This is a genomic window from Rummeliibacillus sp. BSL5 (genome assembly GCF_052928305.1).
Genome location: NZ_JAVGCV010000004.1, coordinates 104836 through 130188, shown reverse-complemented (window position 1 = coordinate 130188; position 25353 = coordinate 104836). Strand labels below are relative to the sequence as shown.

At 37.9% G+C, this 25353-nt stretch carries 31 protein-coding genes and 2 riboswitches; of the genes, 25 read left to right on the top strand and 6 right to left on the bottom strand.

Annotated elements, in window-relative coordinates; genetic code table 11:
- The first annotated feature begins 17 nt into the window (after positions 1-17).
- The 3 genes from RCJ93_RS13485 to RCJ93_RS13475 all read left to right on the top strand — a co-directional run bounded on the left by RCJ93_RS13485 (position 18) and on the right by RCJ93_RS13475 (position 3044).
- Positions 18-668 (top strand): efflux RND transporter periplasmic adaptor subunit, encoded by a 651-nt coding sequence (locus tag RCJ93_RS13485; RefSeq protein ID WP_066790502.1) that lies wholly within the window; start codon positions 18-20, stop codon positions 666-668.
- 8 nt (positions 669-676) lie between these two features.
- A complete protein-coding gene (locus RCJ93_RS13480) occupies positions 677-2500 on the top strand; it encodes a DHA2 family efflux MFS transporter permease subunit (RefSeq protein WP_251648424.1) in 1824 nt (607 codons plus the stop codon).
- 199 nt (positions 2501-2699) lie between these two features.
- Positions 2700-3044 carry a hypothetical protein gene (locus tag RCJ93_RS13475; protein WP_446739287.1) on the top strand — a complete coding sequence of 115 codons (345 nt, stop codon included), beginning with the start codon at positions 2700-2702 and terminating at the stop codon, positions 3042-3044.
- A 44-nt stretch (positions 3045-3088) separates the two neighbouring features.
- Here the strand turns inward: RCJ93_RS13475 and RCJ93_RS13470 are convergent, their stop codons facing one another.
- From RCJ93_RS13470 to RCJ93_RS13460, 3 genes are read right to left on the bottom strand one after another with little or no spacing between them, the layout of a single operon-like run.
- The gene (locus tag RCJ93_RS13470) at positions 3089-3370 is read right to left on the bottom strand and encodes a hypothetical protein (protein ID WP_446739286.1); all 282 of its coding nucleotides are present in this window, start codon (positions 3368-3370) and stop codon (positions 3089-3091) included.
- Positions 3371-3379: 9 nt separating this feature from the next.
- Positions 3380-3769 carry an SHOCT-like domain-containing protein gene (locus RCJ93_RS13465; RefSeq protein WP_150285487.1) on the bottom strand — a complete coding sequence of 130 codons (390 nt, stop codon included), beginning with the start codon at positions 3767-3769 and terminating at the stop codon, positions 3380-3382.
- A 15-nt stretch (positions 3770-3784) separates the two neighbouring features.
- Positions 3785-4147: a DUF2089 domain-containing protein gene (locus RCJ93_RS13460; RefSeq protein ID WP_066790488.1), complete on the bottom strand. Its 363-nt coding sequence runs from the start codon at positions 4145-4147 to the stop codon at positions 3785-3787.
- A 345-nt stretch (positions 4148-4492) separates the two neighbouring features.
- Here RCJ93_RS13460 and RCJ93_RS13455 point away from each other — a divergent pair, with 345 nt between their 5' ends.
- The 7 genes from RCJ93_RS13455 (at position 4493) to thiE (ending at position 9648) form a co-directional block, all read left to right on the top strand.
- Positions 4493-5221 (top strand): hypothetical protein, encoded by a 729-nt coding sequence (locus tag RCJ93_RS13455; RefSeq protein ID WP_446739285.1) that lies wholly within the window; start codon positions 4493-4495, stop codon positions 5219-5221.
- A 1-nt stretch (position 5222) separates the two neighbouring features.
- Positions 5223-5948, top strand: a complete 726-nt coding sequence (locus tag RCJ93_RS13450; protein ID WP_446739284.1) for a hypothetical protein — start codon at positions 5223-5225, stop codon at positions 5946-5948.
- Between the two features lie 26 nt (positions 5949-5974).
- Positions 5975-6403 carry a GNAT family N-acetyltransferase gene (locus RCJ93_RS13445; protein ID WP_446739283.1) on the top strand — a complete coding sequence of 143 codons (429 nt, stop codon included), beginning with the start codon at positions 5975-5977 and terminating at the stop codon, positions 6401-6403.
- A 72-nt stretch (positions 6404-6475) separates the two neighbouring features.
- Positions 6476-6574: riboswitch (TPP riboswitch) on the top strand.
- A gap of 54 nt (positions 6575-6628) precedes the next feature.
- A riboswitch (TPP riboswitch) is annotated at positions 6629-6727 on the top strand.
- Between the two features lie 61 nt (positions 6728-6788).
- Positions 6789-7469, top strand: coding sequence for a thiaminase II (gene tenA / locus RCJ93_RS13440; protein ID WP_446739282.1), 681 nt, complete (start codon positions 6789-6791; stop codon positions 7467-7469).
- Positions 7456-8205, top strand: coding sequence for a hydroxyethylthiazole kinase (gene thiM, locus RCJ93_RS13435; RefSeq protein WP_446739281.1), 750 nt, complete (start codon positions 7456-7458; stop codon positions 8203-8205). The genes tenA and thiM overlap by 14 nt, the downstream gene beginning before the upstream one ends.
- Positions 8205-9071: a bifunctional hydroxymethylpyrimidine kinase/phosphomethylpyrimidine kinase gene (gene thiD, locus RCJ93_RS13430; protein WP_446739280.1), complete on the top strand. Its 867-nt coding sequence runs from the start codon at positions 8205-8207 to the stop codon at positions 9069-9071. Before thiM ends, thiD begins: the two co-directional genes overlap by 1 nt.
- Positions 9016-9648 carry a thiamine phosphate synthase gene (thiE, locus tag RCJ93_RS13425; RefSeq protein ID WP_446739279.1) on the top strand — a complete coding sequence of 211 codons (633 nt, stop codon included), beginning with the start codon at positions 9016-9018 and terminating at the stop codon, positions 9646-9648. Before thiD ends, thiE begins: the two co-directional genes overlap by 56 nt.
- A gap of 57 nt (positions 9649-9705) precedes the next feature.
- Here thiE and RCJ93_RS13420 read toward each other — a convergent pair whose 3' ends face one another.
- Entirely contained in the window at positions 9706-10437 is a 732-nt protein-coding gene (locus RCJ93_RS13420; protein WP_446739278.1) for a hypothetical protein, read from the bottom strand.
- A 144-nt stretch (positions 10438-10581) separates the two neighbouring features.
- On the opposite strand from RCJ93_RS13420, the gene RCJ93_RS13415 reads away from it, so the two are divergent.
- From RCJ93_RS13415 to RCJ93_RS13395, 5 genes are all read left to right on the top strand, one after another.
- A complete protein-coding gene (locus tag RCJ93_RS13415; protein ID WP_446739277.1) occupies positions 10582-11100 on the top strand; it encodes an N-acetyltransferase family protein in 519 nt (172 codons plus the stop codon).
- A complete protein-coding gene (locus RCJ93_RS13410; RefSeq protein WP_150285475.1) occupies positions 11078-11551 on the top strand; it encodes a GNAT family N-acetyltransferase in 474 nt (157 codons plus the stop codon). Before RCJ93_RS13415 ends, RCJ93_RS13410 begins: the two co-directional genes overlap by 23 nt.
- A gap of 24 nt (positions 11552-11575) precedes the next feature.
- Positions 11576-12475 (top strand): TIGR01777 family oxidoreductase, encoded by a 900-nt coding sequence (locus tag RCJ93_RS13405; RefSeq protein ID WP_446739276.1) that lies wholly within the window; start codon positions 11576-11578, stop codon positions 12473-12475.
- A gap of 114 nt (positions 12476-12589) precedes the next feature.
- Positions 12590-13393, top strand: a complete 804-nt coding sequence (locus RCJ93_RS13400; protein WP_446739275.1) for an alpha/beta fold hydrolase — start codon at positions 12590-12592, stop codon at positions 13391-13393.
- A 17-nt stretch (positions 13394-13410) separates the two neighbouring features.
- Positions 13411-14391, top strand: a complete 981-nt coding sequence (locus RCJ93_RS13395) for a GGDEF domain-containing protein (protein WP_446739274.1) — start codon at positions 13411-13413, stop codon at positions 14389-14391.
- Between the two features lie 77 nt (positions 14392-14468).
- On the opposite strand, the gene RCJ93_RS13390 is transcribed toward RCJ93_RS13395, so the two are convergent.
- Positions 14469-14663, bottom strand: coding sequence for a hypothetical protein (locus tag RCJ93_RS13390; RefSeq protein WP_066790465.1), 195 nt, complete (start codon positions 14661-14663; stop codon positions 14469-14471).
- Positions 14664-14915: 252 nt separating this feature from the next.
- Between RCJ93_RS13390 and RCJ93_RS13385 the strand changes: the two genes are divergently transcribed.
- The 5 genes from RCJ93_RS13385 (at position 14916) to RCJ93_RS13365 (ending at position 18886) form a co-directional block, all read left to right on the top strand.
- Positions 14916-16253 (top strand): TrkH family potassium uptake protein, encoded by a 1338-nt coding sequence (locus RCJ93_RS13385; RefSeq protein WP_190323513.1) that lies wholly within the window; start codon positions 14916-14918, stop codon positions 16251-16253.
- 18 nt (positions 16254-16271) lie between these two features.
- Complete coding sequence (locus tag RCJ93_RS13380) at positions 16272-16925, top strand: potassium channel family protein (protein WP_150285470.1); 654 nt, start codon at positions 16272-16274, stop codon at positions 16923-16925.
- A 75-nt stretch (positions 16926-17000) separates the two neighbouring features.
- Positions 17001-17294: a hypothetical protein gene (locus RCJ93_RS13375; RefSeq protein ID WP_150285469.1), complete on the top strand. Its 294-nt coding sequence runs from the start codon at positions 17001-17003 to the stop codon at positions 17292-17294.
- Between the two features lie 260 nt (positions 17295-17554).
- Positions 17555-18037 (top strand): KGG domain-containing protein, encoded by a 483-nt coding sequence (locus RCJ93_RS13370; RefSeq protein WP_150285468.1) that lies wholly within the window; start codon positions 17555-17557, stop codon positions 18035-18037.
- Between the two features lie 291 nt (positions 18038-18328).
- Complete coding sequence (locus RCJ93_RS13365) at positions 18329-18886, top strand: integrase (RefSeq protein ID WP_446739273.1); 558 nt, start codon at positions 18329-18331, stop codon at positions 18884-18886.
- Between the two features lie 47 nt (positions 18887-18933).
- Here the strand turns inward: RCJ93_RS13365 and RCJ93_RS13360 are convergent, their stop codons facing one another.
- Positions 18934-20196, bottom strand: a complete 1263-nt coding sequence (locus RCJ93_RS13360; protein ID WP_446739272.1) for a cytochrome P450 — start codon at positions 20194-20196, stop codon at positions 18934-18936.
- A 169-nt stretch (positions 20197-20365) separates the two neighbouring features.
- On the opposite strand from RCJ93_RS13360, the gene RCJ93_RS13355 reads away from it, so the two are divergent.
- From RCJ93_RS13355 to RCJ93_RS13335, 5 genes are all read left to right on the top strand, one after another.
- A complete protein-coding gene (locus RCJ93_RS13355) occupies positions 20366-21124 on the top strand; it encodes a polysaccharide deacetylase family protein (RefSeq protein ID WP_223823628.1) in 759 nt (252 codons plus the stop codon).
- The gene (locus RCJ93_RS13350) at positions 21121-21663 is read left to right on the top strand and encodes an NADPH-dependent FMN reductase (RefSeq protein ID WP_150285464.1); all 543 of its coding nucleotides are present in this window, start codon (positions 21121-21123) and stop codon (positions 21661-21663) included. The genes RCJ93_RS13355 and RCJ93_RS13350 overlap by 4 nt, the downstream gene beginning before the upstream one ends.
- A 94-nt stretch (positions 21664-21757) precedes the next feature.
- Complete coding sequence (locus RCJ93_RS13345; RefSeq protein WP_446739271.1) at positions 21758-22129, top strand: DoxX family protein; 372 nt, start codon at positions 21758-21760, stop codon at positions 22127-22129.
- 107 nt (positions 22130-22236) lie between these two features.
- Positions 22237-23166, top strand: coding sequence for a hypothetical protein (locus RCJ93_RS13340; protein WP_446739270.1), 930 nt, complete (start codon positions 22237-22239; stop codon positions 23164-23166).
- Between the two features lie 316 nt (positions 23167-23482).
- Positions 23483-25312 (top strand): APC family permease, encoded by a 1830-nt coding sequence (locus RCJ93_RS13335; RefSeq protein WP_446739269.1) that lies wholly within the window; start codon positions 23483-23485, stop codon positions 25310-25312.
- Positions 25313-25353: the final 41 nt, after the last annotated feature.

Below are 25353 nucleotides of genomic sequence, written 5' to 3'. Positions count from 1 at the left end.
AAGGAGGAAGTTTTTTTATGAAGGCCAAACGCATGATTTTATTAAATGTGATTTTGCTTATAGTCTTAGTTGGAGGTGGGTTTATAGGCTATTATTATTTCAATCAATCTATGAACTATATCTCTACAGATAATGCACAAATCGCAGGTCAACAAGTAAATATCGGAGCACCAGGCAATGGCAAATTGGTAAGATGGGATGGCAAGGTTGGAGATACATTTAGCAAAAACGATACAATCGGTACAGTTGATATGCAGGGTACTGATGGGAAATCTGTTAACATGCCAATCAAAGCACCACAAGATGGCACAGTCGTGCAAAGCAATGCTGTAGAAAATGCAATGGTTGCTGCTGGCACACCTCTTGCTATCAGCTATGATTTAGATCATTTATGGGTTACTGCAAACATTGAAGAAACAGATTTAGATAATATTAAAAAAGGTCAAGATGTAGATATTACAGTCGACGCATTCCCTAACACAACATTAAGCGGTAAAGTACAAAAAATCGGTTTAGCAACAGCCGGCACATTCTCATTGCTGCCTTCAAACAATTCATCAGGCAATTACACAAAAGAAACACAAGTAATTCCTGTGAAAATCTCAATCGATAGTTACGGAGTAAAATTAGTTCCTGGAATGAATGTAACCGTGCGAATTCATAAGTAGGTGATAGCATGTCAATTTATATCATTGGTTATATTCTCATATCCGTCATTCTGCTGATTGTTGTGAACTTTATGGTAAGAAGACAAAAGAATAGTAACACAAAAGATGAAAAAGTGACGCAAGGAACAATGGCTAACAAGAATCAAGAGATGGATTCTAAAAAGCCAGTAGAAGTAGAAGAGTTTAACAATGCTGCTCCTCAGCCAGTTCAGGAGGAAGAGCATGCAGAAGAAATACAAGAACCTAAAAAAGAAGAGGCTACGGAGGAAGTGCCACCTGTAAAAGAAGAGGCTAAAACTCCGCCTGCTAAAGTCATAGACAATAAGGGTAAATTACTCGTTACGATGATGATTGGTGCATTCGTTGCCATATTGAACCAAACATTATTGAATGTAGCTATCCCGCACATTATGAATGATTTAAGTGTATCTGCAAGTACTGTGCAATGGTTATCAACAGGCTACATGCTGACGAATGGAGTTTTCATTCCGATTACTGCGTTCCTAATCACAAGGCTTGGGACCAGAAAACTATTTATATCGGCCATTACGTCATTTACAATCGGCTCGATTATTTGCTCGCTTTCCACCACATTTTCACTATTAATGGTCGGAAGGGTTGTGCAAGCGGCGGGTGCAGGCGTTATCATGCCTTTGCTTATGACCGTATTCCTTACCATCTTCCCGCCTGAAAAACGTGGAGCAGCGATGGGACTATTCGGTGTTGCAATTCTATTCGCACCAGCTATTGGGCCAACATTATCCGGTTGGTTAATTGGCCATTATTCTTGGCGCGTACTATTTGATATCGTTATTCCAGTCGGTATAGTTGCAATTCTAATGGCACTTAAATGGATGGTTGATGTTGTAGAAATCACCAAACCAAAATTTGATACATTCGGTTTTATCTTTTCAACTATCGGTTTTGGCTTCCTGCTTTATGGCTTTAGTGAAGCAGGTAACAATGGCTGGGACAGTAAAGTTGTATTGATTTCATTAGCCATTGGTATCATCGGTTTAATTGCCTTTGCTTGGCGTGAATTAACAGTAGAACAGCCAATGCTAGATTTACGAGTATTTAAATATGATATTTTCACGCTAACTACAATTATTAGTATGATTATAAATATGGCAATGTTCGCAGCCATGCTCTTGCTACCTATTTATTTGCAAAATATTCGCGGTTTCTCAGCGCTGGATTCTGGCTTGCTCATGCTGCCTGGCGCGATTGTCATGGCGATTATGCTACCAATCTCAGGGAAACTATTCGATAAAATGGGAGCAAGATGGTTGGCAGTCATTGGATTGGTTATAACAGTAGTCACTACTTATCAATTCTCTAAACTATCAATGACTACTTCCTATAGCTATATCATGCTACTTTATGTAATGCGTATGTTTGGTATGTCGTTCTTGTCCATGACTGTATCAACAGAAGGGATGAACCAGCTACCTCAACATTTGGTGGGCCACGGGACATCTGCTTCCAATACAGCTAGAACCGTTGCGGGAAGTATCGGTACCGCCTTTTTAGTCACAGTCATGACAACGAGAAGTAATTTCCATACAGCAAATTACGGAAATGTCATCTCAAGCGACAATCCATATTTAACAAATCAGTTGCACAGTTTAGGTAGTACATTCTCAGCGATGGCTGGACTTCCTGCACAAGGAGGCCAAGTGTTGGCGACAAGTTCAATTTACGGGCAAGCTGTCAAACACGCGACAGTCAGCGGAATCAACGATGCCTTTATTGTTGCGACAGGCATTGCGGCAGTTGCTTTAGTTTTAGCTTTCTTTATTAAAAGAGCTAAACCAAATACAAAAGATTAAACTGTTTAATAGGCTGGATCCTTATTGGATTCAGCCTATTTTTTTGAGAAAATAGAGTATAATAGATTGCGAAAAATGATTATGTACCAATGAGGATGAGAATTTATAAGTGAGTGGAAGAAAAGAGAGAAAGCATCAAAGTAGAGTAAGGAATTGGAAGATTGGTATTTTTCTAGTGATAGAAGCCGGATGGTTTATAATGTTTCGCGAATGGTTTGATGCATGGCGGCATAAGGGGTGGTTATATGCTGCTTTATATACGGCTTTATTTGCAATAGGATGTTTTTATATAAACGAGAAGTTGAGCCCATTAAAGGATGAACGAAAAGAAGAGAAATTCAACAAAAAATATCCTTTTATTAAAGATCTAGAGGAAGAGCAGAATTTCACCATTTATATGAAAAATGGAAAAGTTATAGAAAATGCTAGTCTTATGGTCCATATAAGTATGGAAATCATCGTTGTGACAAATTTAACGTTTGGTGAGCTTGAATCAGAGGTGCATACAATAAAACTAAAACACATAGAGTCTGTCAGTTTCTAATATATAGCCTTTTAAAAAAGAACCCTAATCATCGATCAGGGTTCTTAAAGTTTCACCTTCACCTCTGTACCATCTTTTGCTTTCACATCTACTAGTTGAAGCCCCTTATAGTTCTTCAGTTCTTTGAGGATTGGCTTCAAGGTTTTTTTATCGATAAGAGGAAACGTAAAGTCTATTTCTTTTCGTTCAAAATGATTTTTTGTCCATTTATTTAGATTCTTATGGAAAAGATTAGATGAAACAACGGTAATAGCAATATTTAAGAATACATAAGGAACTGGGATGATAAATCGGAAGCCTTTTGTTTTTATTTTTACGTATATCATAAGAAATTACTAATCAATGATGACCGAAACGGTATCACCGTTTGCTGATTTGATATCAACAATTTGGCCATCTAGTTCATTTTCGATTGCTTCAATAATCAGGTTTATGTCTATATCCTTCATGTATTTCTCTGATTGAGGAATACTTGCTGCGATGCTATATCCAGCCATCAATACAACTTTGACGAGCTTAATCGGCACATTGACTGTCACATTATCACTTTCAGTTGATACCACACGAACCTTTAACGTTTTATCTAAATAGGTTGTTGGTTTTTCAGTAACCTGATTATTTGGTTCTTCTTTCTCTTTTAAGATGTGAATCAATTCGGCTCCTTTATCAGCATCAATCTTTCCTTCTTGAATCATCGTGATGACTCTAGCAATTTCTTCTTTCATGTGGAATGCTCCTCTCTACTCTTTTAAAAGCTTAATGGCTTCTTCTGGTGTAATTTCACCGTTTTCTAACATGGTAACAACTTTCTTTTCGTCTACTTCATTTTTCTTCTTCTGTTCATATCCAAGGGATGAGATGATGTCCGATAGCTTGCCTCGAACTGTCGGATACGAAATGCCCAGTTCTTTTTCAACTTCTTTAATATTTCCTCGGCATGTCAAAAAAACTTCTACAAATTCTAGCTGCTCTTTAGATAACGATGCCAGCTTTGATAATTCAAACTCATTTTCAATCGTCGTTTGGCAGTGAGAGCAATGTAATTTTGTGATTTTCATTGTATTGTTGCAAACAGGACAATTTGTGATTACTTTATAGGCCATAATGAAATTCCTTTCTTTGATTGATTTGATTATATAACAAGGATTAGAAAGTTTAAAGTTATAATTTTAATTCTTTTATATAAAAAATTAATTAATGTTAATAAAATAATTAATATTTTTAATTAGGTGTTTAATTGAGGTTTAATCTTATACTTGTCTTAAGCTCATGTAAATAAGATTCTTAACAGACAAAATAAGAAAAGGTCATTCAATGTTTAATATATTATGAAGAGTGTTTACTAAGAAGGAAAAACATACTTTGATAGATGGATTCCCTGTGACATAATGGTATATATAGGAATTTTGGACATTATCCAAAAATGACAAGCAGAAAGGGGAGAGAGTGTGGTTACAATTGATTATTCATCTATTGCTATTATACCTGTCATAACTCTAATTTTAGCTTGGTGTATCTGTGGTTACCTTTTCTACCGTAACTATAAAAAACATGGAGGCGTCATTAAAATTTGGAAGGCTACACTTGTCCTATTTATTGGCCTTTTTTCTTTTTCTATCAACTTGAACATCTGGAACACAGCGCTAAAACTATCCATTTTGCCTTTAGGGGTATGGATTTTATATTTTGTGTTGAAAGGCAAAAATCGATGGCAATCGTATCGCTCTTTTGCTTGGATGGGATTTGGCTTCAATTATATTTTTCTAGTAGCTTCACTTGTAACAATACCCTTTCAACATTGGATTTTTCCAGACAAAAATCCAACTACCTTTATGGCAAATTTAGAGAATGCAAAATTAATCACTATTCATCCTTCAGCAAAAAAGAATATAGTGTTAGATAGAAAGAAGCTAGCAGGGAAATTCACACACTTGAAACAGCGGGAAATCTATAGCGATAAGTGGTTTTCAAGCCTTTATGAGATGAGTCCCTCAGAAATTAACAAAAAAGATGAACATTTTCCTTATCAGCTTGTAGGAGTAAAGCCGAAATGGGGAAGTGGGCTTCCCTCACCGGTTCTGTACATAGAAAAAGACGGAAAAGGAATTCTGATAACTACGTCTCAGCATCAGCTTTACTACCGTTTAAATGATTCCGTGCTAAAGGAGGAGCATTAGTATGAAGAAAAGAAAAGGAATGTTTGCTCTTTTAGTGGTGGTTATTGGTCTATTCTTCTATTCTTCTTATTCAAAACCAGCGCCTTTTCCAACAGAGGAAGCGCTGAAAAAGGATATAAATGAGACCTTCCCAGGGGCTAGCGTAAAAACAATACAAGATATAATCCACGTTGATGAACGCCATATTGTGGTTCCTTTTATTTCTTTGAATAAAGACTATGGACTTAGCTATTGGATTTGGAAGAAGAATAAATGGCGAGTCGCTGAAGTGGATAATCGCGAAGAACCGATGATATGGAAGATAGAAGATAGAAAACGGCCAAAGTATGTATATGTGTGGAATATTTTTCATAAAAATAAGGTTGATTCATTTACATTTTATCTAACGAGACAGCGGGATTATATCACCTGGGATAGGAAAAGTCTTTATGTTCCACCAGTTCAAATGACGGAGAAAGTGTTATTGCATAATAAGACATATGGGGTTTTTCCTATTCCAGAAGATTGGTCTGCGATCAAAGATTATGCTAGACCTGTTCAAACGGATTGGCTCTTCTCAAATGAGGAGGATGGAGATTCGCTTAATTTTGGATGGAGACCGAATGCCAAGCCTGGTGTAAAAGAGCCGATTGATTTTACTAATAATGGAGAAAGCTTTTCAACCGGGGATATCATTTTACGCTTTCCAGAACTTTTAGAAAAGGGAAGTCGTGATCTTTATGAATGAGTATCGATAATCTAGGAGGTGTTTTTATGAAAATGATAAAAAATTTAAACTCAAAAGATGAAATTATGGATGCCTTTCCGGTCATGAGCCAACTCAGAACACATTTAGATATAAACACATATGTAGAATTAGTGATGGAAGCGATGGAAAAGGAACAGTATAAGCTCTATGCACTCGTTGACTCTGATGAAATAGTTGCGGTGGTCGGATTCCAGCCGATGATTACTCTTTATTATGGAAGATATATATGGGTATGCGATTTAGTCACAGATGCATCTAAGCGTTCGTTCGGTTATGGAGAAGAGTTGCTTGTATTTGTAGAAGAATGGGCGAAAGAATATAAGTATGAGTGTGTGGCCTTATCTTCTGGGTTGCAACGTACGAAGGCACACCATTTTTATGAAGAAAAGATGGGGTACGACAAGGTAAGCTATGTGTTTAAGAAAGAATTCTGATATATTGTAAAAAGCAAATGCTTGTTTTATCCTTGAATGGCATCCAGTTGAATGGTACGATGAATATAACTTAAATATTTGCAGGGGGACACGAAAGTGTTGAGAAGGTTTAAGCCTGACCCTTAGAACCTGTCAGTTAATACTGGCGTAGGGAGCAAAGTACATATGATCGTTTTGTACAGCAGCTCTCCGTTTATGGGAGAGTTTTTTTGTACCCAACCAAATATTTTAGTGCGGGGGGACACGAAAGTGTTGAGAAGGTTAAAACCTGACCCTTAGAACCTGACAGTTAATACTGACGTAGGGAGCAGATGAAGGTATGAAATCTCTATGTCTACTCATAGGGATTTTTTGCGTCTACGTCCACTTTAAAGGAGGACGAACAGTGAGATTTGATGAAGTTGTTAGAGAAGAAGCAGATGCATATTGGGATGATAGCATGGTACACCCATTCGTGAAAGGGTTAGTACAGGGCACACTGCCAATGGAGAACTTTAAATTTTATATGATGCAGGATGCCATTTATTTAAAGCATTACTCAAAAATATTGGCAATAGCAGCATCCAAATCAGAGACGAACCAGGAAATGGCCTATTATCTTGAATCAGCTAGAAGTATAAATGAAGCAGAACTTGAGCTCCACCGGACTGTTTTCAAAGAACTTCATATTGGAGAACAGGAACAAGCGGAGCTTATTCCTGCGCCAGCCAACAATAATTATATTAACCATATGTATAACGCCGTTCTAAACGAAAGCCTGCCAGTTGCATTTGCTGCGTTGCTGCCATGTCCTTGGTTATACCAAAGTATTGGTGAAGAGTATAAAGATGAAAAACCGACACAGAAGTTATACAGAGATTGGATTGAATTGTATAGCAGTAAAGAGTTTAAAGATCAACTGGGTATCCAAAAGCAGATGCTCAATAAGTATGCGAAAGAACACCCAGCTGACCATCAAAAGATGAAAGCGTTTATCCAAATGAGTGCCTATTATGAATGCAAGTTTTGGGATATGGCCTGGTCTTTAGAAAATTGGAAGGAGCTTACACCTTATGAGCTTGCTTAAAATAAATCAGGAAAATCCTTTAATCCACTGTATAACAAATTATGTAGTAGCAAATTTTACAGCAAACGGACTGCTCGCAATTGGGGCATCACCAGTTATGGCAGATGAAATCGCAGAGGTAGGAGATATGGTTTCTGTTGCAAGTGGTTTACTTATTAATATTGGCACCATTAATGGACGAACAAAAGAAGCAATGATTGTAGCTGGACGCAAAGCAAATGAAGTGGGAATTCCTGTCGTCCTTGATCCGGTAGGCGTAGGTGCCACTGCCTTTCGCCGCGAGACAGTGAAGAATCTATTGAGAGAAATCAAATTTGATCTTATTCGCTGCAATACTGGAGAACTTGCAGCTATCGCAGGTGTCAATTGGGACTCAAAGGGAGTAGACAGCGGTGTAGGAGAAATGGATATCGAGCAGACAGCAAAAGCTATAGCGAAACAGTACAACTGTCTTGTCATTGTCACGGGAGAAGTGGATATTGCCACAAACGGTGAAAGTATTGATTATATAGCAGGCGGCCATGAGCTGATGACCAAGATAACAGGAACAGGTTGTTTGCTTAGCGCCATCTGTACAGCAGCCTTAGCAGTAGAAAGAAATAACCTTTCTATCTTAAGCGACGTTTTGAAAGACTATAAAAAAGTTGCGGAGAAGGCTCGCCAGAAGGAATGGTTAGGCACTGTTCAACAAGAAGTGCTCAATCAATTGCACCAGATTGCAGGAGGGCGAGCATAATGAATATTGCCATGACTATTGCCGGTTCTGACAGTGGCGGAGGAGCAGGTATTCAAGCAGATCTAAAGACTTTCCAGGAGCTTGGCGTTTTTGGCACATCGGCTATTACAGCATTGACTGCGCAAAATACGCTTGGTGTTGAGGGCATATTCTCTGCCGATTCCTCATTTGTTCAGCAGCAAATCGAAGTAGTGATGAAGGATATGCCGGTAAAAGCGGTGAAAACGGGCATGTTGTTTTCTGCCGAGATTATTGAAGCTGTAACATATAGTTTGCGAGATAAAGAGACAGAATTGGTAGTAGACCCAGTGATGATTGCGAAAGGTGGAGCATCTTTGTTGCAACATGAGGCAGTGACTGCGCTGAAAAAAAACCTATTGCCGCGTGCAACTGTTCTTACACCAAACATACCAGAAGCAGAGGTAATAAGCGGAATCGAAATAAAAAGCCCAAAAGACTTAGAAAAGGCTGCAAACGCAATGCTTGCAATGGGTGTTTCATGCGTCATTATAAAAGGCGGTCATTTAGAAGGTAAGGATGCAGTAGATACTGTATATTTTCAAGATGGTTCGTTCTTTTCAATGCAAACGAAGCGAATTTCCACTGTTCAAACACACGGTACAGGATGTACATTCTCAGCAGCGCTAACCGCTTTTTTGGCACAGGGCTTCTCTTTAAAAAGTGCCATAATAGAAGCGAAAAAATTTGTCCATTTAGCTATTCAACATCCATTAAATATAGGGAATGGACATGGCCCTACAAACCATTTTGCGTATAAAAAATTAAGCGGCAACTGTGAGGTGACAATTAGTGAGGAAAGAGGATTTAGCAGTTTATCTAATTATGGGCACGCAAAACTGCATTGAACCACCCCTCCAAGTGCTCGAACAAGCATTACAGGCTGGTATCACAATGTTTCAGTTGCGTGAAAAGGGTGAAGGGGCATTAACTGGCATAGAACTTGAAATGTTCGCGCGTGAGTGCCAGAAGCTATGTAAGCAATATGAGGTCCCATTTATTGTGAATGATCATATCGATTTGGCTTTGAAGATAGAAGCGGATGGTGTACACATAGGACAGGAAGATATGGCTCTAGAAAAAGTACGGTCGAAATTTAAAGGGAAGGTAATTGGCGTATCCGTACACACAAAAGAAGAATTGGTGCAGGCTGTGAAACAAGGTGCAGATTATGTTGGAATAGGACCTATTTATGAAACGAAGTCCAAACAAGATGCCAAAAAGCCTGCAGGAGTAGCGTTTTTACAACAGGCTAGAATGTTGTATCCAAACCTCCCTATTGTGGCTATTGGTGGTATTACCGTTCATAATGCACAGCCGTTAAAAAAGAGCGGAGCGGACGGTGTCGCAATCATTTCAGCGATATGTCAAAGCGAAGATTGCAAGCCTGTGGTAAGATCTTTTCAATCTATTTTTGAAGCATAATAAAAGCTGCATGAACAGTCTTAATGACAACTTCATGCAGCTTTTTTAGATTGTATATTATTTCGTTTCCTCTTGATCAATCCAGCTATAGCTTAGTTCCTCTGCTTTCCCTTGATCGTCTGTTTCAATCCGAACCATTTTGCCTTCCAATTTGGTTTGAGATCTCGCTTCATCATCCAATTCAAAGTCATGCGTTTTCTGGAATGTTTTATTGCCATTTGGCGTTTGAAGAGTTATTTCATTTGAATCATTCTTAATGAGTTTACCAATAATCTCTTTTTCATTGCCATCTCTATCATATACGCCGTCCTGATCTGCGAGGGTTTTGTCTGTTGGCTTAACACTTTCTGCAACGGCTTTATCCGTGGATACTTCCACAACGACTTGTTTATCTTGCCAATCACCTTTCATACCTTTTTTGTCGCTTTCAAAGGATGAATTCTTTTGAATGGCTACTTGTTTTCCGTGAATCTCTAGGGTAATCTCATCGTCATTTTCTTTCACATATTTGCCTACTAGATCAAAGTCACCTTCTGATGAATCATTTTTATCTGGATCCTTTGAAAGGTTCTTTAGAGTTTTTAATTCGGCACTTTCATTAGGGCTTGTACTTGTACTTGTACTTGTACTTGTACTTGTACTTGTATTACTGCTCTCAGTTTGTTTAGGCTGAGAACTGTCTTTTTGAGGGCTTGTGTTTTTGGTGTCATTGCCGCACCCTGCTAAAATAACCCCTGCTGCCAGAAATAGTGATGCTTTTGGTAGATACTTCTTCATATTATTGTTCAATTGACTTCACTCCCTAAACAATAGTATTTCCTTTTTCTTTAAAAGTGAAACGTATAAGTTAGATTTAACAACAGAAGCAGGAAATAGTATGTGGTGGATAGAAGTTAACTAGAAAGAATTATATATAGAAGGGAGTTCAAAAACATGAAGTTAGTAATTCGGAAAATGAGTTATCCAGATATTCAAGAGGTACAAGAAATCGCGCAGACGAGTTGGCATTCAACATATGATGGAATCATTCCACGCGATGTGCAGGATCGCTTTCTTGCGCAAGCATACAACCCAGACATGTTAGAAAAAAGATATTCAGGGTCACCTTTTTATGTGGCAGAACAAGAGGGTGTAATCGTAGGCTTTGCCAATTACTCGAATATACAGTCTGGCCAATGGGTTGAATTGGCTGCCATCTATCTTCATCCTGAATATCAGAAGCAGGGGATAGGGACTGCTCTTTTACAAAAAGGCATTGAAGATTTGAAGCCAGCGTATGTATGCATAAATGTAGAAAAAGATAATACAATCGGTATGAACTTTTATAAGGCAAAAGGATTTAAAGTAATAGAGGAATTTGAAGAAGATTTCGACGGGCATCAATTACAAACGGTCCGAATGAAGTTAGAGGTTAAAGAGGGAGAAACATATGAAGAATCATCAGTCCAATAAGCTGGATTTTCAAAGAATACAAGAGAATGAGCGCGCTAAGTATGTATCCTATTTGATGCTAGCCGATGAGGAAGCAATAGTACGTACTTATTTAAATAAAGGTGTACTTTATGCCATATGTAGCAATGAGGAGACTATTGGAGTGGCATTATTTATAGAAATAGATGAGCATACGATTGAATTAAAAAATTTGGCATTAGAAAAGGCTTGGAGAGGGAAAGGGGTAGGTAAAGAAATTATAGCTGAATGTACGTTGCTGTTCACAAAAGCTGGTTTTAAAAAAATGATTGTGGGAACGGCTAATTCTAGTATTGATAACATTGCTTTTTACCAAAAATGTGGCTTTCGTTTATCTGGGGTGAAAAAAGGCTTTTTTGCTGCTTATCCTACCCCTATTTATGAAAACGGGATTAGAGCGCTGGACATGGTGATGTTTGAGAAAGAGCTATGATAAGAATTTGGGGGTTATAACTATATGAAAGTGGGCATAACGGGCGGGTCCGGATTTGTAGGGAAAAAGCTAGCAGAGCTGCTACTGGAAAATGGCCATGAAGTCTATATCTTAACAAGAGGGCATGCAAAAAAAGAAAATGGAATGACCTATGTGAAGTGGCTTGGTGAAGATGATGCTCCTGAAAAGGAATTAGATTCAATCGATGCATGGGTTAACTTGGCCGGAAAATCGATTAATGATGGACGTTGGTCAGAAACGCATAAAAAAGAAGTAGTAGATAGCCGTATGTTAGCCACGGAGGAATTGATCCGCATTATCAAAGCAGTCTCATATAAACCGACTGTACTTGTTAACGCAAGTGCGATTGGCATCTATCCAGCTTCTACGACAGCTAGTTATACCGAAACATCTACAGAAAAGGCAACAGATTTTTTAGGTGAAACAGTTCAAAAATGGGAAGGTATGGCGAATAGGGCAGAAGAGGCAGGCGTAAGGACAGTCCTAGCCAGATTTGGCGTGATTCTTGGGGATGAGGGCGCATTACCGCTTATGACATTGCCTTATAAGTTATTTGTAGGCGGTACTGTAGGAAGCGGAAGACAATGGGTTTCCTGGGTTCATGTAGACGATGTTGCTCGTGCTATCTTATATGCAATTATCACTTCATCTTTAAATGGGCCAATTAATGTTACAGCACCCAACCCCCTTAGAATGAAAGATTTTGGTCGTGCAATTGGTGAAGTTTTAAGGCGGCCTCATTTTCTTTCTGTTCCAAGCTTTATGATGAAGCTATTGCTGGGCGAAAAAAGTACAATAGTACTTGAAGGCCAAAACGTGCTCCCTCAAGCGTTGTTAGATTCAGGGTTTAATTATAAATACCCAACGGCAGAAGAAGCGCTAAAAGATATAATGGGCATATAATACTACCATATTTATTTATCATAAGAGTGTAATAGGAATTACGTTATGGTATAATTTATTAAAAATAAAATCAATAAGTACTATATTAATGGTGAAATAAAAGGTGATGACAGTATGCTAGATTTTATAAAAAAGAATAATGTAAAAATAAGTGGTGAAGGAGAACAAGCTATCATTTTTGCCGCGGGTTTTGGCTGTGATCAAACTATGTGGCGCTATGTTGCACCGCAATTTGAAAAAGAATACCGCGTCATTTTATTTGATTATGTAGGAGCGGGAAAATCTGATTACTCTGCATATCAATCTGAAAAATATAAAACCTTAGAAGGCTATGCGCAGGATGTAGTGGAAATGTGCAAGGAGCTAAATCTGAAGGAAGTCATTTTTGTTGGGCATTCTGTCGGAGCTACGATAGGTATGCTTGCATCACTACAAGACCCGGCGCTTTTTAAGCAGCTAATCATGCTTGGGCCATCCCCTTGCTATATAAATGATTTGCCTTCCTATAAAGGTGGATTTGAACGAGAGGATTTAGATGGGCTTTTTGAAATGATGGAGCTAAACTACATTGGCTGGGCTAACTATCTTTCTAAAGTAGTCATGAAAAATTTGGACAGACCAGAGCTTGCTGCTGAATTGGAGGGAAGCTTTTGTTCCACAGATCCACTGTGTGCAAAAGAGTTTGCAAGGGCTACTTTTTTATCTGATTATCGCCATGTGCTTCAACAAGTAACTGTTTCAACGTGTATTTTACAGTGTGAAGACGATTCAATAGCACCGAAAGAGGTAGGTATTTATATGAATGAACATATAAAAGAAAGCGCTATCTTTTTTATGGAGGCAACTGGACATTGTCCACATGTAAGTCAGCCGGAAGAAACAACACAGTTAATTTTCACATGTCTAGCGAATATTTAAGAGGTAGATGATTAAGTATGAATGAACAATTAAATTATGCCCCTTGTAGTTATTTACTGCTTGCAGAAAATGGGCGAATTTTGGATGCTAATTTTATGCTAATTCAATTGCTTGAATTTGAAATGTCTGAACTCAAAGAAAAGTCAATTCAGTCCCTTTTGACGGTTCCAAGCCAAACATTCTATCAATTATTTGTATTGCCAATCGTTGAAATGGAAGAAAGCGTAGAAGAAGTGTACATATCTTTAAAGTCAAAAACAGGCAGAGAAGTCCCTGTTATTATGAATGCAATAAAGCAGTTAAATGATGGGGGAATAACAATTTCGTGTGCCATGATAGCAATAAAAAAAAGGCGTGAATACGAAAAAGTGCTATTAGCAGCTAAGAAGGAAGCTGAGGAAAGAAATATCGCTAAGAAAAAGGCTATCCAGGAACTAAACGGATTACGCAAGGAACTGGAGAATAAGCAACAGGAGTTAATCGGTATGAACACCATGCTTCAAGAGCTGGCGATGACAGACGAGCTTACAGGTTTGCATAACCGAAGGGGTTATTCAGAGAAGATGGTAGAATGTATCAGCCAATTTAACAAAACAGGCAACCCTTTTTCTCTATTAATTATCGATATTGATCATTTCAAGAAAGTGAATGATACATTTGGCCATCCGATAGGTGATCAGGTGTTAAAAACAATTTCCCAAATGATTCAAGAGAAGATAGGCGGCGAAGATGTTGCGGCTAGAATCGGCGGAGAGGAATTTTCTGTAATTTTGGGAGAGGCCAATCAGAGAGAGGCTTTAGAGGTAGCAGAGATTCTACGCGAATATGTGGCTAGTTCATTATGGACGATTCCTACCGTCACGATCAGTATAGGAGTAGCGACAGCGACAATGGACGTTACTGAGCAATCAATTCAAGCACGTGCAGATGAAGCGCTTTACGCATCAAAAGAGAAAGGGCGCAATATGGTAACGCATGCAGCAGAGATTTATATGTAAAAAGTGAAAAGACGATTTTTTTGTGAGCATGGGGGCAAAAAAATCGTCTTTTTATATTAATAGGAATGGTAGCTGTCTTATTTTTTAAAAGAGAACATTTTAAATAGTTGTAATCTCTTTTTATCAATAATTTGTAATTCTTCTTTAATGATATGGTGTTCATGTTTGGCTAACCATTGTTTTAATTCATGTTTATCCTTGCAGTTCGTTAGGTAAATTTGTCCTTCTGTACCAACAGCATTTACGGTATATCGGTTGTTTGTTTGTCTCATGTTAGCCACCTTTAAAGAGTAGTTATAGGGAACTTGTAAGTCGCTGCCTTTTTCTTCGTAAATCAATCTGTCATGTATAATATATGATATTTGAAGTTATTGTCAATACCCAAATGATCGATATAATCATATGCAGTTAAAGTAAAATTATTCGCATAATTCTAGTTAGCATGTGGTAATATATGAGATAAATTTAAATCAATCCGCGTTTAAAATAGGATTGCGGAAATTACAACGAAAATAGGAGTAGCGATAGTGAAAATAAAGAGAAATATAAATCCATCTAAAACGTTGGTGCTAGGTTTTGCGATTTTAATTTTGGTTGGCGCAACTCTTTTATCTTTGCCAGCTGCAACGGAGAATGGTGAGGGATTGCCCTTTTTGAAGGCCTTATTTACAGCTACGTCCGCGACGTGTGTTACAGGCTTAGTTGTGGTAGACACTGGGAGTACATTTTCTCTTTTTGGCGAGTTAGTCATTCTTTCTTTAATCCAAATTGGCGGACTAGGATTCATGACCTTCGCATCTTTTATTTTTATGCTACTAGGAAAGAGAATTTCCTTAAAAGAAAGGTTGGTATTAAAAGAGGCTATTAATTTAAATGACTTTACAGGTATTGGGATTTTGGTGAGAAGGATATTGCTTTTTACAGGGGTAATTGAATTTTCGGGCGCTCTTCTTTTAGCGATTCGTTTTTCGTACGATATGCCAATTGGAAAAGCTATTTATTATGGAGTCTTCCATTCCATTTCAAATTTTAATAATGCTGGTTTTGATTTATTGGGAGGATTTCGTAGTTTGACATCTTATGTGGATGATCCCGTCATTGTTCTAACCATCTGTGCTCTCATAACACTAGGGGGAATTGGCTTTATTGTAATGAATGATTTGTATGAGTATAGAAAAACAAGGAAACTATCCTTGCATACAAAGATTATGCTAATCACATCTATATCTCTTACGCTTTTCGGAACAATAGCTATATACTTACTTGAACTTGGCAATACCAAAACATTTGGTCCTCTTTCACCATTAGGGCAAGTATTGGGTGCGTTATTCCAATCTGTAACATCTCGTACTGCGGGCGCCAATACATTGCCTATAGGAGATTTAACGCACGCAACGTTGTTAATTATGATGTTTCTTATGTTCATTGGAGGAGGATCAGGTTCGACTGCAGGCGGTATCAAAGTAACAACCTTTGTCGTCTTACTTGCAACAGTTTGGAGCCAAATAAAAGGACGCGAAGATATTGTGATTTTTAAGAAAAGACTGGTAAAGGAAATAGTATTTAAAGCATTCACAGTAGCAATGTGTGGTTTTGCTATAGTTGCTTTTGTCACCTTCATATTAAGCATTACAGATACAGGGCATCACTTTATTATGTATTTATTTGAAGCAACATCAGCATTTGGGACAGTAGGTTTGACCATGGGTTTAACAACTGAGCTTTCACCGATCGGCCAACTGCTCATTATACTAACGATGTTTGCAGGGAGACTAGGTCCACTTACAATTGGTATTGCTATTACACGGAGACGCCAAAAAGAAACGTTCCATCGACCAAAAGGTAATATTATGATCGGTTAATGAATAGGAGTGAAAATGATGGTAGTTAGACAATACGCAGTCATTGGGTTAGGTAGATTTGGAACAAGTATCGCACGCAGGCTGCATGAGGCTGGCCAAGAAGTGTTAGGTATCGATATTAATGAAGAACGAGTCAATGATGCTGAGCAATATGTAACAGAAGCTGTTATTGCAGATGCTACGGAGAAGAAATCGCTTGTTTCATTGGAAGTTGATACGTTTGATTGTGTCATTGTAGCAATTGGTGATGACTTACAAACAAATATATTAACAGCGATGCTTTTAAAAGAGTTGGGTGTTAAAAAGACAATTGCAAAAGCCCTTGGCCGACGTCATGGAATTCTTTTAGAAAAAGTAGGTGTTGATTGGGTTATTTATCCGGAACGAGATATGGGCGAGCGGGTAGCAAACCAACTGTTATCTCCTAACATGCTAAATTATATTGAGCTCTCTAAAAACTATAATATCGAAGAAATAGTCATACCTAAGCACATGGAAGGTAAGACATTAAGGGAACTTGATATCCGTGCGAAGTATAATTTAAGCGTTATCGCATTGTTGCGAGACGGAGAAATCATTGTTACACCACCTGTTGATCAAAAATTCGAAAAAGAAGATCTCCTGGTAATGATTGGTCATAGAGATGATTTAGCGAAATTTTCAAGTTTATAAGGCGGACGTGTTTTGTTTGAAATTCGAAGAAAGTAGGTAAAGGTAGATAGAACTACTAGAAAGGATGATAAACATATGGCACAACAAATAACAATACAGCTGCAGGATGAAGAGATGACACAACTTAATGCGAAAGCCAAAGAACAAGGATTGCCACTAGAAGAGTATGTACGTCGACTTGTTGAGAACAATCTATTAGAAGAAAAGCAGTCTAATCCCTCTGTAAGCGGTACTAGTGATGGCGACCAAATCGAAATTGCTGCAAATGAAGCGGTTTCTTCTGAGGGCAAACGTCGACAAGCATTAAGCAATGAAAATGATGTAAAGTTTAACGAATATTCTAGTACAGATGGAAGAACAAATCCGTAAAAGAACTGCAGGCCATGGCTTGCGGTTTTTTATATAATGAAGGACGTTCCTATGAAGACTTGTTTAATAGAAAACGATAATAAAGGGGGAATCAGAAAGCAATATAATTACTAATTAAGCGATAAGTATATAAATATCTAAAAAATTTCAAAAAAAGAGTTTAATAATTTGGTCCGCGGGAATATAAATAATGAGCTTAACTAAGAAAGAATAAGTTCAAAAAAACATCAAAATACCAAACATACTAGGAGGAATTTAAAATGGCTAAAGACAATAAAGAACGTAACGATGGAAAAATGACAGTGGAAGAAGCAGGACGTAAAGGCGGAGAAACAACAGCTGAAACACATGGCCGTGAATTCTACGAAGAAATTGGTAAAAAAGGTGGAGAAGCAACAGCAGAATCACATGGCCGTGAATTCTACGAAGAAATCGGTAAAAAGGGTGGAGAAGCAACAGCTGAAAACCATGACCGTGAATTCTACGAAGAAATCGGTAAAAAAGGCGGAGAAGCAACAGCTGACAACCATGATCGTGATTTCTACGAAGAAATCGGTAAAAAAGGTGGAGAAGCTACTTCTAAAAACCATGACCGTGAATTCTATGAAGAAATTGGCCAAAAAGGCGGAGAAGCTCGCAGCAACCAACGCTCTGATAGCGATGACAACGACGGCAAAATGAGCCGCGAAGAAGCTGGCCGTAAAGGCGGAGAAGCTCGTGCTCGTAAAAACCGCAAAAAATAAGACAGAGATTAATCAATAATTAATTAATCTCTATCATTACTAGGTGTATTTATTTTAGCACACAAAAGTGAAAATTACTAGGTAAGAGTGTTTGTGAGGATTTATTCTTCACAAACACTCTTTTTTTGTGTCAAAAATAGTATTTTTAATATTTAGCATGTTTTTTTTTATTGTGATGAATATTTTTCCTTGAATTTACATATTACTTCGTATATATTAAATCAAGTTTGATTTTTATTGACGGGCTTGGCCCATTTCTTGCGAACGAACATTTTGAGGAGTTAATGCATTATGCAAGCACAGTACACATCACAACATTTTCAAGAACTTATTCAATCAATTATGGAAGTAGTTAATATAGGAAAAGAACTTAGAGAAGATCAATCAGGAATTAATATGAGCTATAATTTTATTGGAGATTATGTTAGCTTTGATCCATCTCGTTTGTTGAAGGCAAATGATGAACTAACACATAGAGTTTCAATTGAAGAATATGTAAAAGCCATTACGATTCATGAACTCGGCCATGCTATGGACAGGGATGCTTTGCTAGCATCGTTGACTAGAACTTTTGAGATTTTTGACTTAAAGGAAAGCCATACTTTTGATGAGTTTTATGCTGATCAAACATTAATGAGTGTGCTAATTGAAGAGCACGAAATGAATATAGTATTTGAAGAAACAGCATGGAAGAACGCAGAAAAGTTAAATCGTCTTTATCAACTTGTTGAGGAAGAAAGCTTTCATCTAATAAAAGAACATAGTTTATCTACTTATCGAAAATTATATCAGGAAGATTTGGAACACTTTCAAAAACTTCAAAGTGTGCCTAGTTTACAGCCTGCCTAATGAAAAAAAGCCCCCATATGGAGGCCTTTTTTATTGTAGAGAAAAAATTATCCTTTTATAGGTTCCACATTCGTAAGAATAATTTTGCTCTTAGGAATGCTCGGAATGTCTGACATGCTATAGCTTAAATCTTGTGGGGGCATTGTATATGTTAATTTGTTTACTAGATAATCAAGGCAGACCTTCAAAATCTCTACCGTTGCCCATTCACCAGCACAGCGATGTCCCATTACAAAATCACCGCCACCTTGTGGAATAAATGAAAAAGGACTTTCCTTCCAATCTTTAAATCGTTCAGGTAAGAACTTATCAGGATTTTCCCACTCATCAGGATCATGGTTTGTTCCATATAAATCTAATAGGGTAAGTGTACCTTCTTCAAAGTCATATCCCTTCCATGTAAAGCTTTCTTTTGTTGTGGCTCCTGTGAACGGGAAGAAAGGATAAAAGCGTCTTACTTCTTGAATGAACATTTGCGCATACGCTGGATCACCTGTTTCAAGCTTTTTTCGGTCTTCTGGATAATTGTGCAGAGCTAGAGCCAAAAAGTTTACAAAAATAGAAACAGCTACAATTGGGCGCAAGATGTTTAATATTTCGACCGCAACCACATGCTTATCCAATAAGTGATTATCTAAATCACGATGTGTAGCAAAAATCGATAAAATAGAATCCGCTGAAACGGTCACCTTTTCTTCCCGAATAGCCTCTACTAACTCAATGAGTGATTTTTCAATTCTATTACGTGACATTCTGCCACCCCAATTACGAGGGCCTACTGCTGCTGGTGTCTCAAATAAAGATGTTAAATCCTTCGAAAGCTTTTGTATTTGGTCTTTTGATAGAGGTACACCTGCCCACTCACATGCAACTTTGGTCAGAAGTAATTGCATTTCTTCAAATAAAACGACCTGTTCTTGGCTTCGCCATTTGTCTACAGCCATAGCGAATTGCTGGCCGGTGATATCTGCAAGCTGTTGTAGCCGTTCCTTTGTCATAACGGACATAAACATTTTTTTTCGATGTGTATGCTCTTCACCATCAAGACCTTGTACACCGCCTTTTCCAAAAAGGGTTTGAATAACTCGTTCGGGTACGACGCCGTGACGAATAAATTTTTTATTATCGTAGAATAAATCTGCTGCTTCTTTGCCGCTTAGACAAATTGCCTTTTTTCCAAGTACTCGGGTCTCAAAAACTTTGGAATTCAGCGTATTACGGCGATTAGCTAAAAATAGATAGCCTTCTTTTAATAAACTGAGAGTGTGATCAACGCCTTCTTCTTTGGGTAAAGCTTTTTCATTTGGCATCCGTGAATTCATCCTCCTAAAACGCATGATTACTTGTATAAAGTGTTCCCTTTTTTACATAAAAAAAACTGCATTAAACTTATTTGAAGTGAATTTTTCTATGTCTGTAATGAGGCATAAATTATCGCTATCTGTAAATAGTAATGATAAATGCTTTGGAGGTGATGATGTGACAAGGAATAAATTTATATGGATTGCTGTTTGTGTTCTAGTCATCTCCATTGGTTACGCTACCTTAAGCAAAGCGGAAAATAAGGGACGGGAATACTATGAGAAAACAGGGCAAGTGCTGTGGGATGTGGAAACAGATGAAAAAATGATTGCATTAACTTTTGATGATGGGCCAGATCCAACATACACGCCGGAGATTTTAGATGTGTTGTCAAAATATAATGCGAAGGCCACCTTTTTTGTTCTAGGCAAAAGCGCAGAAAAGCATCCAGATATTATTAAGCGTCAATACGCTGAAGGACACGAATTAGCAAACCATACTTATTCACATCCGTATAAGGTCAATAGCAAGGCATTAGTGGAAGAATTGAACCAAACGAATGATATAATTCACAATATCACCGGCTTTTCGCCAAATCTTTTTCGACCGGTTGGCGGCAATTACAATGACCAAATGATACGGATAGCGCAAAAAGAAGGCTATAAAGTCGTGATATGGTCATGGCATCTAGATACACAAGATTGGAAAAATCCTGGTGTTAACAAAATCACTAAAAAAGTATTAAATGGAGCAAGACCAGGCGATGTTGTACTATTCCATGATGGAGGCGGGAATCGGAAGCAAACTATTCAGTCTCTTGAGGTCATCTTAAATAAATTGCAGAAAAAAGGGTTCAAGTTTGTGACAATATCAGAATTAATGGGTAATATAAAGAAGGAAAATAATGAAAAGAGTTTAGAGGAGGAATTAAAGTGAAAGTCGTAGCAATTGTCGGAAGTATTCGAAAAGAATCTTATAATTTAATGTTGGCACAATATATCGAGAAAAAGTATTCTAACCAATTTGATTTAGAAATTTTACGTTTAAATGATATCCCAATGTACAATCAAGATACAGAAAATGAGCCACCACAATCGGTGATTGATTTTAAACAAAAAGTAAAAGAAGCAGATGCTGTTCTTTGGGTAACTCCTGAGTATAATGCTTCTATTCCAGGTGTACTTGGTAATGCGATTGACTGGTTATCTCGTGTTGACCAAGTAATGATTGGTAAACCTTCGCTTATTATGGGTGCTTCTATGGGTAACTTGGGCACAGTTAAAGCGCAAGGACATCTACGCGATATTTTATTTGCACCAGGCTTAGGTTCTCCAGTTCTTCAACGAAATGAAGTATATGTGGGAGCAGCGCATAATAAATTCGATAGCAATGGAAACTTAACTGACGAGAGTACAGTGAAGTTTTTAGACTCTGTTATCGAAAACTTCGTAGAATGGATGAAATTATACGTATAACGTTTAAAACAGCATAAATTTGCCTTTATAGATTCTAAAAAAGATCCCTCGCCTATATATAGTAATAATGAATATATAGTAGGGGGATTTTTTAATGCTTAGAAAATATTCAGCTCTTGCTATTCAGTTGCTCTTGTCTGTTGGCTTTATGTATTTTGGATATTTAAAGCTGACCGCCCACACGATGCATGTTGCAAACTTTACGGAAGTATTTAGCTACGGAAAAGTAATCATGTACGGCGTGGGTGCACTCGAAGCAACTTCAGGGGTCGGCTTATTGCTTGGCTTCTGGAAAAAAGGTTTTGTGCCAATTTCTAGCTGTATCTTGGCTGCATTGATGGCAGGTGCCGTTTCCACACATTTAATGGTTGGACAAGGACTGGATGTCGCTATTAAACCGTTCATCTTTTTTGTCTTATCTGCTGTCGTTTTTTTAATAGCTACGAGGGAAATTCCGAAAGTGTAGAGCTGTCCTATGACGGCTTTTTTTATTGGAAGCAGGAGACAAGGCAACGTTTAGAATTAACAAAAATGGGAAGTGATATAATGAGACAAAAAAGGAGAGATGCCAACATGAAATATTCTGCAAAAATTTTAAGCTGTTTTGTCGCTGTTGGCTTGCTGACGGCATGTTCAAGCAATACTGACAAGAGTGCAGATCACCAAAACGATGATGAAAATACTCAAAAAACAGGACAAGTAGCAAAAAGTGACAATGATAAAAAAACAAATGAAACAGGTAGCACAAACACATTAGGTGGTACTGAGCCTGAGGCCGATACGGAAAAAGCGAATAAGGTAGAAGGGCAAGGCAATAAATCGAGCGATGATTCTTCTTCAAGTACGTCAAAAACAGGGAAAGAAGTAGAAAATACAAATAGCTCAGTGGTTGAATCCATCCGAAAACAAATAAAAACAAACTTACCAGTGATGCTGCCAACCAATTTACCAGTAGAAGGCGGTAAATATTTGACTGCAAAAGTGCAATCAAATAACAATAATTACTCAGTTGTCTATTACCAAACGGACAAAGAAGTACCGATTAATGATGAATCTGTCAAAAAGTTAAGTAAAGACTATGTGATCGCGAAATTTACAGGACACCAATATGCGAGCACTGGAGAGGCATCCGACCAAATCGGTTTTGAAGAATACAGTAAAGCCGGTGGAGAAAAAGTCGATTTAGGACATAACATTACAGGCTACCAAGATGCAGGTGCAGGTTCATTGTGGATTGGCTGGAATGAAGGCAGATGGTCACTTGCTGCTCGTACGTCAACAGACAAGCCAAAAGATGGCCTTGAACTCGCAAAGAAAGCAGTAAATTATTTAGAAGACAATACGTTGCCAGCACCTAAAGACCACGGTATGATTCACCTGTCTGCCAAAGAGTCATCAGGCAACTTTGTAAAATGGCAAAATAATGGTGTCGTGTATTCATTAGAAAGAATAGAAGATTCAATGGATATGTTAAAAACCGCTACATCAGTGAAAAAAGACTAGAAAAATGGGGGAGGCTCATACAAATGAGTCTCTTTTTTTCTTCAAAATAACCTATTTACTTTTGATGAAAATGGGAGTAATATAACGGCACGCTTCATAATTTGATTGTCAGGCTACGAGCTAGAAAGGTAATTCTGCAGAGCAGCAAAACTTGCTGTAACACTTTTTCTAGGTTGGGTCGGCCATCTTAATAAAGAGAAACTGAGGCTTGCATGGATGCATAATGCCTATAAAGGATTTATGCGCCTGCAGGTTATTTCTGCCTGCTTATAAAACAACGTTATGAAGCGATACGCATCCAAAGTAGGTGTTTTTAATGAGAATTTCAGTAAAACGAATGTTAATTGGCAAACCACTAAAATCAACAGAGCTAGGTGATCAAAAGTTGAGCAAAACAAAGGCGCTCGCTATTTTGTCATCAGACGCGCTATCTTCTGTTGCTTATGGGCCTGAACAAATTCTAATTGTTCTAATGGCATTGGGGGCAGCAGCGTTTTGGTACTCCATCCCAATTGCCGTGTTTGTCGTGGTTTTGTTAGTGGCGCTTATTTTATCATACAGGCAAGTTATTTTTGCCTATCCGCATGGTGGGGGGGCCTATGTTGTTTCTAAGGAAAACCTAGGGATAACTGCGGGCCTTATATCTGGTGGTTCATTATTGGTCGATTATATTCTGACAGTAGCTGTAAGTGTATCTGCAGGAACAGATGCTATTACATCGGCATTTCCAAGCTTGCATGAATATAATATAGAAATCGCCATACTATTTCTTTTGTTTTTGACAATCATCAACCTGCGAGGAGTAACAGAATCTGCTTCAATCCTTGCATATCCTGTGTATCTCTTTGTTGCTGCCCTTATTATACTAATTGTCACAGGTATTTATAAAATCTTGACTGGGCAATTTTCGCCTAATCTCCATACGGCAATTGGTACGCCAGTTGCAGGGGTCAGCTTATTTATCCTGCTGAAGGCTTTTGCTTCAGGTAGTTCCGCTCTTACAGGAGTTGAAGCCATTTCAAACGCGATTCCTAATTTTAAAAAGCCTGCTCCTGTCAATGCAGCCAAAACTCTATTGGTTATGGGCGGATTGTTAGCTGTGCTGTTTGCCGGAATTGTTTTCTTGGCTTATTATCTAGGGGTTGCGCCGGATCCAAAGGAAACTGTTGTCTCCCAAATGACAAGAGAAGTCTTTGGACGGTCATGGCTATACTTCTTTATCCAAGGAATTACAGCGCTCATTTTAGTATTAGCGGCTAATACAGGCTTCTCAGCTTTTCCGCTATTAGCAGTCAATCTTTCGAAAGACAAATACATTCCAAGAATGTTTCAAGTAAGAGGTGACCGTTTAGGCTATTCAAACGGCATCATTATGCTGGGCGTATTTGCCATGTTACTTATTCTTGTTACACAAGGTTCTACAGAAAAATTGATCCCTTTATATGCAGTCGGTGTGTTCATACCGTTCACATTGGCGCAAACAGGTATGATGGTGAAATGGTGGCGAGAAAGGCCTAAAGGATGGCAAGGGAAATTTTTGATCAATACGGTCGGCGCCTTTATTTCATTTGTTGTTGCGGCGATCTTCTTCTTAACGAAGTTTGATCATGTGTGGCCAGTGCTCATCTTTTTGCCAACATTGATTTATATTTTCCATAGGATTAAAAATCATTATGATTTAGTTGGCGAACAATTACGCGTAAATAAATTAACAAATGAACTTCCACGTATTGATGGAAATGTTATTTTAGTGCCGGTTGGAGGCATTAGTAAGGTAGTAGAACATTCTATCAGCTACGCAAAGTCATTGTCTCCAGATCTGTTAATTGCCATTTATGTAGCATTTGATAAAGAAGAATTACATGCATTTGAGAAAAAATGGGAAAGTAGATTTCCGGATGTTAAGCTTTTAGCTCTTTATTCACCATATCGGAGCATCGTTTCCCCGTTAACGAAAGCCATTGATAAAATTGAACATAAGGCTAATTGTCAAAACCGACAGGTGTCGATTATTATTCCACAGTTCATACCGAAAAAAGGGTGGCAAAATATATTGCACAACCAGTCTAGCCTATTGATCCGAACATGGCTTTTGTATAAACGAAATGTAGTGATTATTTCAGTACCTTATCATCTGACTAAATAAGAAAAAGTTTCAAATGATAATAATAGGGTATATATAAGCAT

Excerpts from the sequence above, each read along its gene's own strand:
- RCJ93_RS13390 (WP_066790465.1), bottom strand. The coding sequence starts at position 14,663 with ATGAGACAAACAAACAACCGATATACCGTAAATGCTGTTGGTACAGAA.
- RCJ93_RS13375 (WP_150285469.1), top strand. The coding sequence starts at position 17,001 with ATGGCACAACAAATAACAATACAGCTGCAGGATGAAGAGATGACACAA.
- RCJ93_RS13475 (WP_446739287.1), top strand. The coding sequence starts at position 2,700 with ATGTTTCGCGAATGGTTTGATGCATGGCGGCATAAGGGGTGGTTATAT.
- thiM (WP_446739281.1), top strand. The coding sequence starts at position 7,456 with ATGAGCTTGCTTAAAATAAATCAGGAAAATCCTTTAATCCACTGTATA.
- RCJ93_RS13400 (WP_446739275.1), top strand. The coding sequence starts at position 12,590 with ATGCTAGATTTTATAAAAAAGAATAATGTAAAAATAAGTGGTGAAGGA.
- RCJ93_RS13410 (WP_150285475.1), top strand. The coding sequence starts at position 11,078 with ATGAAGAATCATCAGTCCAATAAGCTGGATTTTCAAAGAATACAAGAG.
- RCJ93_RS13460 (WP_066790488.1), bottom strand. The coding sequence starts at position 4,147 with ATGGCCTATAAAGTAATCACAAATTGTCCTGTTTGCAACAATACAATG.
- RCJ93_RS13370 (WP_150285468.1), top strand. The coding sequence starts at position 17,555 with ATGGCTAAAGACAATAAAGAACGTAACGATGGAAAAATGACAGTGGAA.
- RCJ93_RS13465 (WP_150285487.1), bottom strand. The coding sequence starts at position 3,769 with ATGAAAGAAGAAATTGCTAGAGTCATCACGATGATTCAAGAAGGAAAG.
- RCJ93_RS13485 (WP_066790502.1), top strand. The coding sequence starts at position 18 with ATGAAGGCCAAACGCATGATTTTATTAAATGTGATTTTGCTTATAGTC.
- RCJ93_RS13405 (WP_446739276.1), top strand. The coding sequence starts at position 11,576 with ATGAAAGTGGGCATAACGGGCGGGTCCGGATTTGTAGGGAAAAAGCTA.
- RCJ93_RS13415 (WP_446739277.1), top strand. The coding sequence starts at position 10,582 with ATGAAGTTAGTAATTCGGAAAATGAGTTATCCAGATATTCAAGAGGTA.
- RCJ93_RS13340 (WP_446739270.1), top strand. The coding sequence starts at position 22,237 with ATGAAATATTCTGCAAAAATTTTAAGCTGTTTTGTCGCTGTTGGCTTG.
- RCJ93_RS13445 (WP_446739283.1), top strand. The coding sequence starts at position 5,975 with ATGAAAATGATAAAAAATTTAAACTCAAAAGATGAAATTATGGATGCC.
- RCJ93_RS13470 (WP_446739286.1), bottom strand. The coding sequence starts at position 3,370 with ATGATATACGTAAAAATAAAAACAAAAGGCTTCCGATTTATCATCCCA.
- thiD (WP_446739280.1), top strand. The coding sequence starts at position 8,205 with ATGAATATTGCCATGACTATTGCCGGTTCTGACAGTGGCGGAGGAGCA.
- RCJ93_RS13395 (WP_446739274.1), top strand. The coding sequence starts at position 13,411 with ATGAATGAACAATTAAATTATGCCCCTTGTAGTTATTTACTGCTTGCA.
- RCJ93_RS13380 (WP_150285470.1), top strand. The coding sequence starts at position 16,272 with ATGGTAGTTAGACAATACGCAGTCATTGGGTTAGGTAGATTTGGAACA.
- RCJ93_RS13335 (WP_446739269.1), top strand. The coding sequence starts at position 23,483 with ATGAGAATTTCAGTAAAACGAATGTTAATTGGCAAACCACTAAAATCA.
- RCJ93_RS13360 (WP_446739272.1), bottom strand. The coding sequence starts at position 20,196 with ATGCCAAATGAAAAAGCTTTACCCAAAGAAGAAGGCGTTGATCACACT.
- RCJ93_RS13365 (WP_446739273.1), top strand. The coding sequence starts at position 18,329 with ATGCAAGCACAGTACACATCACAACATTTTCAAGAACTTATTCAATCA.
- RCJ93_RS13450 (WP_446739284.1), top strand. The coding sequence starts at position 5,223 with ATGAAGAAAAGAAAAGGAATGTTTGCTCTTTTAGTGGTGGTTATTGGT.
- RCJ93_RS13345 (WP_446739271.1), top strand. The coding sequence starts at position 21,758 with ATGCTTAGAAAATATTCAGCTCTTGCTATTCAGTTGCTCTTGTCTGTT.
- RCJ93_RS13480 (WP_251648424.1), top strand. The coding sequence starts at position 677 with ATGTCAATTTATATCATTGGTTATATTCTCATATCCGTCATTCTGCTG.